Origin of the sequence: Paraburkholderia bengalensis, from assembly GCF_037126505.1 — a bacterium.
GTDB lineage: Bacteria > Pseudomonadota > Gammaproteobacteria > Burkholderiales > Burkholderiaceae > Paraburkholderia > Paraburkholderia bengalensis.
The window spans coordinates 1-12,630 of record NZ_JACFYJ010000158.1; the positions used below are offsets into that span (position 1 = coordinate 1).

At 64.8% G+C, this 12,630-nt stretch carries 13 protein-coding genes; 4 read left to right on the forward strand and 9 right to left on the reverse strand.

From position 1 onward, the window contains the following. On the reverse strand, positions 1-766 hold a 766-nt coding region (locus H3V53_RS40800; protein ID WP_419539738.1), incomplete at its 3' end, for a glycosyltransferase family 9 protein. Between the two features lie 91 nt (positions 767-857). On the opposite strand from H3V53_RS40800, the gene H3V53_RS40805 reads away from it, so the two are divergent. Beyond that, positions 858-1,001: a hypothetical protein gene (locus H3V53_RS40805; RefSeq protein ID WP_336602674.1), complete on the forward strand. Its 144-nt coding sequence runs from the start codon at positions 858-860 to the stop codon at positions 999-1,001. Positions 1,002-1,034: 33 nt separating this feature from the next. On the opposite strand, the gene H3V53_RS40810 is transcribed toward H3V53_RS40805, so the two are convergent. Further along, positions 1,035-1,568: a cytochrome b gene (locus H3V53_RS40810; RefSeq protein ID WP_336602675.1), complete on the reverse strand. Its 534-nt coding sequence runs from the start codon at positions 1,566-1,568 to the stop codon at positions 1,035-1,037. Then, on the reverse strand, positions 1,565-2,626 hold the full coding sequence (locus H3V53_RS40815) for a catalase family peroxidase (protein WP_336602676.1): 1,062 nt from the start codon (positions 2,624-2,626) through the stop codon (positions 1,565-1,567). The genes H3V53_RS40810 and H3V53_RS40815 overlap by 4 nt, the downstream gene beginning before the upstream one ends. Before the next feature lie 199 nt (positions 2,627-2,825). On the opposite strand from H3V53_RS40815, the gene H3V53_RS40820 reads away from it, so the two are divergent. After that, on the forward strand, positions 2,826-3,026 hold the full coding sequence (locus tag H3V53_RS40820) for a hypothetical protein (protein WP_336602677.1): 201 nt from the start codon (positions 2,826-2,828) through the stop codon (positions 3,024-3,026). Positions 3,027-3,093: 67 nt separating this feature from the next. Here H3V53_RS40820 and H3V53_RS40825 read toward each other — a convergent pair whose 3' ends face one another. After that, positions 3,094-4,089, reverse strand: a complete 996-nt coding sequence (locus H3V53_RS40825) for an aldo/keto reductase (protein ID WP_336602678.1) — start codon at positions 4,087-4,089, stop codon at positions 3,094-3,096. A 283-nt stretch (positions 4,090-4,372) separates the two neighbouring features. Here H3V53_RS40825 and H3V53_RS40830 point away from each other — a divergent pair, with 283 nt between their 5' ends. Continuing rightward, on the forward strand, positions 4,373-5,533 hold the full coding sequence (locus H3V53_RS40830) for a GGDEF domain-containing protein (RefSeq protein ID WP_336602679.1): 1,161 nt from the start codon (positions 4,373-4,375) through the stop codon (positions 5,531-5,533). A 106-nt stretch (positions 5,534-5,639) separates the two neighbouring features. On the opposite strand, the gene H3V53_RS40835 is transcribed toward H3V53_RS40830, so the two are convergent. The 3 genes from H3V53_RS40835 to H3V53_RS40845 form a co-directional block, all read right to left on the reverse strand. After that, positions 5,640-6,677, reverse strand: coding sequence for an alpha/beta hydrolase (locus H3V53_RS40835; protein ID WP_336602680.1), 1,038 nt, complete (start codon positions 6,675-6,677; stop codon positions 5,640-5,642). A gap of 43 nt (positions 6,678-6,720) precedes the next feature. Then, entirely contained in the window at positions 6,721-7,146 is a 426-nt protein-coding gene (locus H3V53_RS40840) for an organic hydroperoxide resistance protein (protein ID WP_336602681.1), read from the reverse strand. A gap of 194 nt (positions 7,147-7,340) precedes the next feature. After that, entirely contained in the window at positions 7,341-7,907 is a 567-nt protein-coding gene (locus tag H3V53_RS40845) for a TetR/AcrR family transcriptional regulator (protein WP_336602682.1), read from the reverse strand. 123 nt (positions 7,908-8,030) lie between these two features. On the opposite strand from H3V53_RS40845, the gene H3V53_RS40850 reads away from it, so the two are divergent. Next, complete coding sequence (locus H3V53_RS40850) at positions 8,031-8,939, forward strand: LysR substrate-binding domain-containing protein (RefSeq protein ID WP_336602683.1); 909 nt, start codon at positions 8,031-8,033, stop codon at positions 8,937-8,939. A gap of 250 nt (positions 8,940-9,189) precedes the next feature. Here the strand turns inward: H3V53_RS40850 and H3V53_RS40855 are convergent, their stop codons facing one another. Next, entirely contained in the window at positions 9,190-9,546 is a 357-nt protein-coding gene (locus H3V53_RS40855; RefSeq protein ID WP_336602684.1) for a hypothetical protein, read from the reverse strand. Continuing rightward, positions 9,543-12,152 (reverse strand): PAS domain-containing hybrid sensor histidine kinase/response regulator, encoded by a 2,610-nt coding sequence (locus H3V53_RS40860; protein WP_336602685.1) that lies wholly within the window; start codon positions 12,150-12,152, stop codon positions 9,543-9,545. Before H3V53_RS40860 ends, H3V53_RS40855 begins: the two co-directional genes overlap by 4 nt. Positions 12,153-12,630: the final 478 nt, after the last annotated feature.

Below are 12,630 nucleotides of genomic sequence, written 5' to 3' on the forward strand. Positions count from 1 at the left end.
CCGCGCGATGGGCGGGCCACGCCTTCGCGGCGACGCCCGCGCCAACGCCGGCGATCACGCGCACGACGCGGCGGCCTTGTGCCGCCGGCTGCACGGTCTGTTGCGCGCTCTGCTGCGTACCTTGTTGCCTCGGGCCGTCCGCCCAGATCTGCGCCGCGCGCGCGCGTTCTTGCGCCGTCAGATACAACTGCGGCCGCACCTCGGGCAAACGGGTCGCGCCGAGCAGTTCCGCCTGCGCGAGCGCCGCGCGTCCGCACTGGCGCCGTCCGTATTCGGTGTACGCCTGGCATCCCGACCAGCCGCCGCGATAGCCGCGCACGCCGATCCGGTAGCGCGCGCCCACGCGCATCAATAGCAGCGCGCCCATGTAGCTGCCGAGCACGTCGATGGCCACGTCGAAACCGCCGCGCGCCCGCAGCGCGGCAACCTGTGGCGACGTCGTCAGAAACCGCAGCACCGCGCGATGCGACCGGTCTTCGACAATCTTGTTGTTCCAGGGCGCGTCGATCTCGACGATTTCATCGATGAACGGGTTGTTCTCCAGGATCGGCCGTCCCCAATGGCCGACGCCGGCAATCAGGCGCGCCGTCGGAAAGCGCGTGTGCAGCGCTTCGAACAGGGGTGTCGTCGTGAGGAGTTCGCCGTAGTCGTTCGGGCGCAGCACCAGAATCTCGCGCGGCGCGGCTTCGCGCGGGTCGAAGCGCGGACGGCTAAAGCGGCCCAGAATCCAGACGGGCGTTTCGAACAGCAGACCTTTCCAACCCATGATCTCTCCGTCGTGGTCCGTGATGACGGCGCGCGCCGTGCGATAGCGGCCGGCCAGACTGGCTACGAGTCAGATGATGCATGGTGGGTGGGTGGCGCTGCCGGACGTCGGCCTGTTCGATTCCGCCATTGCGGGCGAAACCGTGATGCTGGCCGCACGGATCGCCGGTGAAGTGGGGATCGGGAAGAGGGGCCCGGCGAGCCAGGAAGAGGAAAGAAAAAAGCGGATCGCGTGATCCGCTTCGCTTCGGACGAACCTCAGCCGTGCTTCAGCGCCACGGCGCCATCGCATGGAAAACGCCGTCGCGGCGGACCAGCGCATGAAACAGCGCGGCCGCGAGGTGAACGACGATCAGCGCGAAGAAGCACAGCGCCAGATACTTGTGCGCGTTCCACAGCAGCGTGTGCAGTTCGTTGCTATGCGGCAGCAGCGACGGAATCCGGATGCCGGCCACGACGACGGGGTAATCCGCCGACGCGAGCATGCCGTAGCCAAGCAGCGGCAGCGCGATCATCAACGCGTAGAACGCCAGATGCGACAGGTACGCCGCGAGCTTCATCGGTTCGGGCATGTCCGCCGGCAGCGCGGGCGCGCCGCGCGAGAGCCTGACCACCAGCCGGATCAGCGCCAGCACCAGAATCGCGATGCCGAGCGGCTTGTGAATCGAGACCAGCGTCAGATAGTCGGGGCGAATCGTCGACACCATGCCGACGCCGATGAACAGCATGGCCAGAATGCAGACCGCCATGATCCAGTGCAGCGCGCGCTGCAGCGCGGAGAAGCGATGTTGAGTCGTGTTCATGGCTTCGCTCCTTCGGCGGGGGTATGCGGGTAGTACTTGTCTTCCGCCGTGCGGCGGTTGAACGACACCGAGTACGCAGCCGAACGCGCGGCCGGGAACGGATCATCGGAAACGTGCATGCCCGAGGGCAGCACGGTCGGATCGAAATTCAGATCGCGGCATGGGCCGTCCGGCTCGGGCTCGATCCTGCTGACTACCAGCGTGCCCGTTTCGACCTTGCGGCGATCGTCCGGCCAGGCCTTGCTCGGGTCGGCGCTCGGATCGCCCGGATTTGCGACGGTGACGACCATCGTCCAGCGCTGCGGCCCGCTTTGCACCCGCTGCGTGATGTCGGCGTCGAGAAAGTTCGGACCGCGCTGCTTGAGCTCGTCGGGCGTGACGGCCTGCGGCTTCGCGGCGGGCACGAACGACCAGCGCACCAGCTGGTCTTGTCGTTGCGCGTTCGTGAAGACGAAGCTGTTCAGGCTGTTGTACTGATCCTGCGCGTACGAAGCCGTCCACGGTGCCGTGGTCGCCCATGCGCCGAATGCAGCAAACTCGGGATGCGCGGCGGCGAAGTTCTTCATCGCGTCGGGATCATCCTTCTTCGCCGACGCTTCGAGCAGCGCGTAAAACGCCTGCGGCGTCGCCACGGGGAAGAACGGCGCGTCGATCATCGCCGAGCGCCATTCGCTTCCGCCCGGCGTGACGACATCGAGACTCAGGCCGCGCACGCGCACGGTCGGATCGGCCGCTTTCGGGTCGGGCGTCGCGAGATTGAAGCGCCCGACGACGGGATACGAGCCCGCCGCGAACATGGGCGCGCTGGAAAGCGCCGCGCCCGCGCCATTCGATTCGAACGTGCCTGTAAAGCAGATGCCTTTCGCATGATTGCGCCGGAAGCCCAACGCGGGGCCGCCCGGCGGCGCGAGGCCGTTGACGATCTTCGCGGGCGTCAGGCGCGCTGGCGTCAGCCAGCCGGCCGTATAGGCGAACGCGACGACAAGTATGGCGACGACAGCAGCGATCAGGGCAAATGACCGCGCCACGGAGGGTTGCGGACTCGATTTTTCTGGCATGGAACTCCCTCTCAAGGGTTCTGCTGGCAGGAATCTAGCAGCGTCATTAAATTCGTGCCACGAAGGGGTTGGCCGTTGCGACGGCATACAGGTCCTCGCCGGCAGTACGCGGCGTGGTGGCCGGGCCGGGCGTCGGCGCATTGGGATGGTGAGACATGTACCGCTCCTTTCCGATGACACAAGCAAACTGGCGACGCAGATGAACGGCGCGCTGCTGCAGGCGCGCCGCGATTCAACCCATGTCGATGCCGGCGAGATGGAACGGCGTCGGGGTCGACAGCGGGATCTTGACGGCAGCGCGGCAGGCGCACTATTGAGAAAGGAGAGGGCTTTCCTGATTCGCACGTCGAATGCGGGTCAGGCATACGCAAGCGCAGGCGTGCGGCCGATGCACGCTTGAGGGAGGCAACGCGAGGCGGCCCACGAGAAGCGGGCCCGGACCAGAACGGTGCGTTCGATGCGACCGCTTACTCGAATCCGACCACTTCGTGCGGCACGTAGGGCGCTTCGAGTGCGGCGACTTCGTCGGAGGTGAGCTTGATGCCGAGCGCCGCGATGGCGTCGTCGAGATGATGCGGCTTCGATGCGCCGATGATGGGCGCGCTCACGCCCGCCTTGCCGATCACCCACGCCAGCGCGACCTGCGCGCGCGGAACGCCGCGCGCGGCCGCGATCCGCGCGACGGCATCGATCACACGCCGATCGGCATCCGCCGTCTTGTCGTAAAGGCTGTTGCCGAAGCGGTCGGTTTTCTGGCGCTCCGTGGTCTCGTCCCAGTCGCGCGTCAGGCGGCCACGGGCGAGCGGGCTCCACGGAATCGCGCCGATGCCTTCGTCCGCGCAGAGCGGCAGCATCTCGCGTTCTTCCTCGCGATACAGCAGATTCAGATGATTCTGCATCGTCACGAAGCGCGTCCAGCCATGTTGCCGGGCCACGTGCAGCGCTTTCGCGAACTGCCACGCGTACATCGACGACGCGCCGATGTAGCGGGCCTTGCCCGCCTTCACGACGTCGTGCAGCGCCTCGAGCGTTTCTTCGATGGGCGTTGCATAGTCCCAGCGGTGGATCTGGTACAGATCGACGTAGTCCGTGCCGAGCCGCGCGAGGCTCGCGTCGATCGACTGGAAAATCGCCTTGCGCGACAGGCCCGATCCATTCGGTTTCTTCGCGTCCGCGCGATTGCCGAGCGGAAAGAACACTTTGGTCGCGAGCACGATCTCGTCGCGCCGCGCGAAGTCCTTCAGCGCGCGCCCGACGATCTCCTCCGACGTGCCGTCCGAATAGGTGTTAGCGGTATCGAAGAAGTTGATGCCAGCCTCGAGCGCCTGGCGGATCAGCGGACGGCTCGCGTCCTCGTTCAGCGTCCAAGGATGCGGGCCGCGCTCGGGCACGCCGTACGTCATGCAACCCAGACAGAGCGGGGAGATATCGAGCCCGGTGCGCCCCAGCTTCACGTAGTCCATCGCGTTCTCCATGCGGTTCGGCCTTGGATTATGTAGCAATTGCCTAAAGTGTGCCGTCGCGCTGGACAGAGCGGGCAAACGGATAGAACCACGCTAGAACCACGGGTAGAACCACCAATAGAACCACGGCTAGAACCTCAAAAAACCGCGCGCTTTGCCGATAACCTGTTTGATGACTGCGCAAGCAGTTGCGATCCGGCTCGATATCGTCGTGCTGCCGAAATTTTCATCGTAGAATGCGGCTCTCGCCGCGATATGCCGGCGTAGAGCCCTTCCGCACGTAATGCACGTCGATCTTCTTACCCTTTATTTCCTCATCATCGGAACGCTATTCGCCAGTTCCGGGATGATCCTGTGGGAGAGCCGCGTTCATCCGAAGCGCAGCAAGGAGTTGAAGATTCTGGCAGCGGGCTACGCCACGCTTGCCATCGGTTGTGCCGGGGCGACGCAGCGCCATGCTCTGCCCGGCGTGACGGGCTCCGCGATCAGCAATCTAGTCATCGTTACCGGGTATCTGTTGTTGCTGCATGGCGTTGCCGTCCTGAACGGACGGCGGCACCTTGTCTTTTCGATTGGCGTGCTCGTCATGCTGGCCCTCACGTGGGCGATGATCGGTACGCCGCGGCAGGAAATCATGTGGGCCTACCTCAGCGCGATTCCGATTGCGCTGGTGTCCGGCGCGACGTCGCTCGAACTGCTGCGCGGCGACGGCATCAAGTCGCTGCAGTCGCGGCATATCGCCGTGATCGTGGCGGGCATTCATGCATCCTTCTACGCATTCCGCGCGCTGATCCTGCCGTGGCTGGTTTCGTCGCACGGGCAAGCGGTGCAGTCGCTGGCCAGCAAGGTCACGATGTACGAGGGCGTGCTGTATTCCGTCATCCTGCCCATGGCGTTGCTGCGCGTCGTTCGGGACGAAGCGCATCGTCAGTTGCTGCAGGAATCGCAAACGGACTATCTGACGGGACTCGGCAACCGGCGCTGGTTTTTCGAGCAGGGCACGCGCGTGATCCGCGAGTGCGGCGCTTTGCGGCCGGTTTCCGTGCTCGCGTTCGACCTCGATCACTTCAAGTCGATCAACGATCGCTACGGGCACGATGTCGGCGATGCGGTGCTCAAGTCATTCGGCGACATCGCGCGCGGTGCGTTGGGGCCGGAGGCGATTCTCGCGCGCATCGGCGGAGAAGAGTTCGCAGCCCTGCTGCCGGGCTGCGACAGCGCCGGCGCGAAGCGGGCGGGCGAGGCCGTCGTCAGTCGGTTCGCGCAAACGATCTCGCATCGCGTCGATGGCGTCGGCGTGCAGGCCACCGTCAGCACCGGCCTTGCGCAGTTCGGAAAAGAAGCCTCCACGCTCGCCGATCTGCTCGCTGCCGCCGATCGGGCGTTGTACAGCGCCAAATCGTTGGGCGGCAACCGGCTCGAACTGGCGCGCAACGCCGCCTGATCCCTGCAGCGCGCCTTGCGCATCTCACACTGCCGCGTTCACCCTTCCCGTTTAGCGACCTGAAGCGATGGCGCGTTCGCCATCGCTTCAGGAACAGCGCAAGCCCTTACTTCAGGCGGGTCTTGATCTCGGTGGCGAGCTGCTTCGTGGCGGCTTGCGTCGGCGCATCGCCGGCCAGCGCGTTGAGCAGGCCGAAGTCGTGGATCGTGCCGTTGTAGCGCGTCGTCGTCACTTCGTCGCCGGCGGCATCGAGCTTGCGTCCGTATGCTTCGCCTTCGTCGCGCAGCACGTCGAACTGCGCGACCTGGATCAGTGCGGGCGGCAGACCCTTCAACTCTTCTTCCGATGCGCGCAGCGGCGATGCATAGATCTGTGCGCGCTGTGCCGGGTCCGTCGTGTACGCGTCCCAGAACCACTGCATCATCGCGCGGGTCAGGAAATGCTTGTCGCGGTACGCGAGATACGAGCCGTCGTTGAAATTGGCGTCCGTCACGGGCCACATCAGACCCTGGAAGCGGATTTGCGGACCGTGCCGGTCTTTCGCCATCAGGCTCACGACGGCCGCCATGTTGCCGCCGACACTGTTGCCGACCACGGCGAGGCGGCTGCCGTCGACGCCGATCTCATTGCCATGCTCCGCGACCCATTTGGTGGCGGCATACGCCTGATTGATCGCGACGGGATAGCGCGCTTCGGGCGACGGCGTGTAGTTCACGAAGACGGCCACCGCGCCCGACTGCACGACGAGATCGCGCACCAGCCGCTCGTGGGTCTGGAAGTCGCCGAGAATCCAGCCGCCGCCGTGGAAGAACATGAACACGGGCAGCGTGCCCGTCGCGCCTTGCGGACGCACGATGGTCACGGGCACGCTCAGGCCGTCCTGTTCGATCGTGCGGTTCGATACGTCGATGCCGGACAGGTCGACCTTCACGCCGTTCTGCGCGTCGATCAGCACCTGGCGGGCTTTGGCGGGCGGCAGCGTGTTGATCGCGGGGCCCGTGCCGCTATTGAGCTGCGTGAGGAACGCGCTCGTGACGCGGTCGGGCGTCGGCTGTGCGGTGGCGGGCGCCGCGGATGCCGCGGACACGATGGCGGCGTTCGCTGCGAGAAGGGCGGCGAGGACGAGGGGCTTGAGGGCTTTCATGAGTGGCTCCGATGCTCTGTTTTTGTTTAAAAGGGGAGGCCGGTCAAACCAGCGTGAGCGTGACGTCGATGTTGCCGCGTGTCGCGTTCGAGTACGGGCACACGATGTGAGCCTTGTCGATCAGTGCCTGGGCGGCGGCGCGGTCCATGCCGGGCAGCGAGATCTTCAGTTCGACTTCGATGCCGAAGCCGTTCGGGATCGCGCCGATGCCGACGCTGCCGTCGATGGAGACGTCGGCGGGAATGGCCGTCTTGTCGCGCGCCGCGACGAACTTCATCGCGCCGAGAAAGCACGCGCTGTAGCCGGCTGCGAACAGTTGCTCGGGGTTGGCGCCTTCGCCGCCCGCACCGCCCAGTTCGCGCGGCGTGACCAGCTTGAAGTCGAGCTTGCCTTCGGGGACGACGGCGCGGCCATCGCGGCCTCCCGTGGCGTGAGCGTGGGCGCGGTAAAGAACTCTTTCGATCGACATGATGTAACTCCTGACTGGCAATGGTTGAAAATGGAATCGGCTTGCGTTGCTATCTACTCATAGATAGATAGGACGCGTGCCTTCACTTCTGTTCGAAATGTCACTCGCCGGTTATTTATCTACTAGAAGATAGATAACCCGATCCAATAAAAGGCGGTAATGAGCCGCCCTGCATACTGCCTTTGCAACACCTGCTACTTCGAAACCTTCCACGCATTCTCGACATCTTCGAGCCGGGCCTTCGTGCGAAACAGCCGGCTGGCCAGCACGCTGCCCTGATACGCCGCGTACAGCGTGCGCGCCGCGTTCTCCGGCTTGCCGCTGACGTTCAGCGTGCCTTCCTTCGCGCCTTGCGCCAGCACCTTTGCGAGCCAGCTTTCGTTGGCCTTGAAAAATGCCTGCACGGCGCTACGCACGGCGTCGGGAAGCGCTTCGATGTCGGCGGCGAGCATGCCGCACAGACAGATCTGGTCGCCTTCGCCCAACGTCCTCCCGAACAGCTTCGTGTACTTGCCAAGCTTCTGATCCGCCGACAACGAAGCGTCGATCTTACCGAGCGCGCCGAGGATACCGCTGCTGTAGACGCTAACGGCTTCGAGCACCAGGTCGTCTTTCGACGGAAAGTAATAGTGGATGCTCGATGTCTTCACGCCAACCAGTTCCGACAGATCGCGATAGCTAAAGCCGTTGTAACCCCGCAGCATCATCAGCGTGATGGCGTGGTCGAGAATCTGATCGCGGACGGTCGTGGTCGGTTCCATGTGGCGTACTTTATCTACTACTAGATAGACTGTCAAGTTATTTTTTGGCGGCGTGAGCAGGTCTGCTTTACTTTTGCGGGAAAGCACGTCTATAAAGGAAGCACTGTTGAATTCAGCTCAAATATGAAAGTCACACTCGACGAACTGAAAACCTTCGCGACCGTGGTCGATACGGGCTCCATCACGGCTGCCGCCGAGCAGCTGAACCAGACGGTGTCGGGCGCGAGCCGCACGCTCGGGCGGCTCGAAGAGAAGCTGCAGACCACACTGTTGCGGCGGACCACGCGGCGGCTCGAACTGACGGAGGAGGGTAAGTCCTTTCTGCAGAACGCGCGCGAGATCATCGGCGCGGTGGAGAGCGCCGAAGAGCAGGTCGCGGCGCGCCGCGAGCGGCCTTCAGGGCGATTGCGCGTCGATGCCGCGACGCCGTTCATGCTGCATGTGATCGTGCCGCTCGTGGCGGGCTATCGCGCGCGCTATCCGCAGGTCGAGCTCGAACTGAATAGCAACGAAGGCATTATCGATCTGCTCGAACGGCGCACCGATGTCGCGATCCGGATCGGCAGGCTGAAGGACTCGACGCTGCACAGCCGACCCATCGGCAGCAGCCGGATACGCGTGCTGGCGACGCCCGCATACCTGAAAGCGCACGGCCAGCCAAAACGCGTCGACGATCTCGCGAAGCATTCGCTGCTCGGTTTCACCCAGCCGGAGTCGCTCAACGTCTGGCCGTTGCCCGGGCCCGAGAACGAGCCTTACCGGATTACACCCGCCATCGCATCGTCGAGCGGCGAGACGTTGCGGCAACTCGCGCTGGAAGGTGCCGGGATTGTGTGCCTGTCGGACTTCATGACGGGCCGCGACCGGCGCGAGGGCCGCTTCGTCCAGCTCTTCGCGCGGCAGACGCAGGATGTGCGGCAGCCCATCAGCGCTGTCTACTATCGCAACACGGCGATCTCGGCGCGGATCACGTCGTTCGTCGATTATCTCGTCGAGGCCGTGAAGGAAACGGAGTTCGCACGTTCGAACTGACAGCGACGCACGCGGTACGTCTCGCGGATCAGGCACCGAAGAAGATCAAGGACCGAAAAACGTCTGGCAAAAGCGGCCCGGCACGCTGCACGATGGCGTTTCGCCGTATCGCGCGGACGGGACCGTTTGCGGCCCTGTCGCAGTCGAGCAGGCCGAACTGGCGGCGATGACGCACGCGAGCACGCCCGTCGCGAGCGCTCTGGGAGCGCGCTTCATGATCCGGCGCGCCCCCATCCAGTTACGTTCCGCATTACGTCCCATGATGCAGTCCATGTCGTACGCTCAATAGCGGATCGGTCAGCCAGTCGACGAGCCAGTCTTTCCATTGCGCCCATCGCTGCGCACCAAGATCGAATTCTTCGCCCTGCGCGCCGTTACCCTCCGCACTCACGAACGCGTAGACGAGCCGTTCTCCATTCCAGTACGCAATCGCCGTATCCGTCAGCTCGGCGACCGTTCCCGGCCCCGCGTCCTGCAGTATCGACGTCAATCGCGTGACGAATTCTTCCCGCTCCATGTTCGAGGCCTCCCTGGCCATTCGCGCCGCCTTTACGTCCTTCTTTACGTCCTTCTTTACGTCCACCTTTACGCCTTTGAGCGGCTTCATCCCCCGCCCGTCATCGACGAGAGCAGTTTGAGCAGACTTTCCACATTCACAGGCTTGACGAAGTGATAGTCGAAGCCGGCCGATTGCGCCCGCAACCGGTCCTCGGCCTGACCGTACCCCGTGATCGCGATCAGCAGCGGCACGCTCTCGCCCTTGTGCCGCAACCGGCGCGCCAGCTCGTAGCCATCGATGTCCGGCAAGCCGATGTCGAGCAGCGCGACATCCGGTTTCAACTGCGCCGCGATTTCCAGCGCCTGCGCCGACGAGTACGCCGCGAGTGCCGCATGGCCGCCGAATTCGCACAACATCGCGAGCGAATCGGCCGCGTCGCGATTGTCGTCGACGACGAGGATTCGCAGCGCGCTGGGCGTCGCCCCGGCGGCGGGCTCCGACAGCACCTGCGCCGAGTGCTGCTCATGGTGATGCAGGCGCGGCACGCGCACTGTCACCGTCGTGCCCTGGCCGGGGCCGTCGCTTTGCACGGCGATGGTGCCGTCGTGCAGTTCGACGAGCTTTTTCACCAGCGACAAGCCGATCCCGAGCCCGCCGTTCGAGCGATCGAGCGTGCGCTCGCCTTGCGAGAACAGCTCGAACACCTTCGGCAAGAGGTCCGCCGAGATGCCCGTGCCCGTATCCGTCGTGACGATCGACACCCACTCGTCGTCGGCTTTGGCGCTGATCGTGATGTGACCGTCTTGCGGCGTGTATTTGCTCGCGTTGTTGAGGATGTTGACGAGAATCTGCGAGATGCGCGTGACGTCGCCGCGCACCCACGCGGTCGCGTCCGCGACATCGACGTGCATATGCTGACCGCGCATCTCGACGGAGGCCGCGATCGCCTCGACGGCGTGATAGATAGCCGTTCCGACCAGAATCGGCTCGAGCTGCAGCGCGATGCGCCCTTGCGTGATCCGCGACACTTCCAGCAGATCGTCGACGATCCGCGTCATATGCTCGGTCTGTCTGCGCATCAGTTCGATCAGGTCCGCCGAGCGCCGGTCGGCGCGGCCATCCTTTTCGAGCAGCGCGATGGCCGTGCGGATCGGCGCGAGGGGATTGCGCAGTTCGTGCGCGAGCATCGCGAGAAACTCGTCCTTGCGGCGGTCCGCTTCGCGCAGCATCAGCTCCATGCGCTTGCGCTCGGTAATGTCGATGACGCTCGCGATCAGCCGCAGCGGCTTGCCGTGCGCGTCGCGCTGCAGCAAGGCGCTGCCTTCCATCCATTGCTCGCCCGCCGGGTTGCGCACGCGGAATTCGAAATGCCCACCGGGGTCGTCGCCCGCCGCGAGGCGGCGCACGTAGCGGTCGAGCGCCGCGCGGTCGTCGGGATGCACCTGCGCGAGCGCGGCGTCATAGGTTTGCACATCGCCGACGCTCGGCTCGTCGCCGATCTCGAACGAAAGCGTCCACGACGCAAGATCGAGCGCGACGATGTGAATCTCGGCCGCCTGCATCGCCACCGTGAGGCGCAGGCTGCGGGCTTCGACGGCGGCTTGCGCGTCGTGCTGCTCCGTCACGTCGGTGGTGGTGCCGAACCATTCCTGTAGCTTGCCGTGCGCGTCGTATAGCGGCGCCGCGTGCGCCCGCACCACGCGATACGCGCCGTCGTAGCGGCGCATGCGAAACGTCAGCGTGCCCGTCTTGCCCCGTTGCAGGATGGCGAGCCAGCCTTCACGCGTTCTGTCGCGGTCGTCGGGATGCACGAAGTCCAGCCAGCCCCATTTCACGAGACGGTCGGATTCGGCACCCGTGAAGCGTTCCCACGGCTCGGACGCGGGCCGGATTTCGCCGTCCGCGCCTGCGGACCAGGCGAGCGCGCCCGTGGATTCGACGAGCGCGCGATAGCGCCGCTCGCTGTGGATCAGGCGATCTTCGGCGGCGCGCTGTTCGGTGATGTCGAACGTGACGCCGTGCACGCGCGCGAGCGCGCCCTGTTCGTCGAACTCCGTATGACCGCGCATGCGCAGCCAGCGCGGCGGCGTGGCGTCATTGTCGAGCACATAGTCGAATTCGAATGGGCCGCCGCAGTACAGCGCGGCTTCGACGCGCTGCTGGAATGGCGCACGGTATTCGGGCGCAACGCGGTTCCAGAGATCGGATAGCGCGACGGCTTCCGTGCCAGGCGGAAACGAATAGAGCGCGGCGAGCTGTTCGTTCATGCGCACGAGGCGGTTCTTCATGTCCCATTCCCAGGCGCCCATGCGCGCGCCCTGAAACGCAGCCTTCAGCCGGCGCTCGCTCGCCTCGTACATCGCCCATGCGTCGCGGCAGTGGTGAATGTCCGTCGCGACGCCAACGGTGTCGCCGATACGCCCGGCCGTATCCCGTTGCGCCTGAAGATGCAGCACGTGCCAATGAAATGCGCCGTCGGCGCGCCGCAGACGCACTTCGACATTGCGCAACAGACTGCCGTCGCGCATGGTCCGAAGCGCTTCGAGGACGGGCGCGATGTCGTCGGGATGGACGAAAGCCTGCCAGGAGCGGCCGACGATCTCTCGCGCCGGCATGCCGAGGTAGCGCGATGCCCACGGGTTCGCATACTGGATCGTCCCGTCGCGATCCGCGCGCCAGACGAACGACGGAAGAAAGTGAGCAGGATCATGCATGGGCGCCCTTTGCGCTGGCGGCCAGCGGGGCCGCCAGGTTCGTCTCACGGATGCATCGGGCGGAAAGACGTTATACGCCCGCTCAGGAGGGCGCACGCGACGTGCTCGTGCTGGCTGCTGGTGGCCTGGATTGGTTCACGACAAGTCCGGCGATTGCGCGCGTGCGACCCTTCTATATCCGGCGAGCATACAGCGAACCCGCCGGATCTGCGGACAAGCGGTCTGGGCGCACAAGCCGCATGCAAAAAGCATGTCAACGTTGCGTGCAGAAGCAACGCATGGCCGAATCGACTGAAGACATTGCCGAAAGTGCGGAGACATAAACCTATGCCGCCGACGCCGGTGTTTGTATCCTTTGATCATGAGAAAGCTCTTTTTGTCGGCCACCGGCGCCGTGACTTCGTTGCTGCCGTTGAAATTCCGGCATGTCATGGCGAAGTCGCTGCTGAACGATCGCGCGCTCGCGAGCGAGTACGGG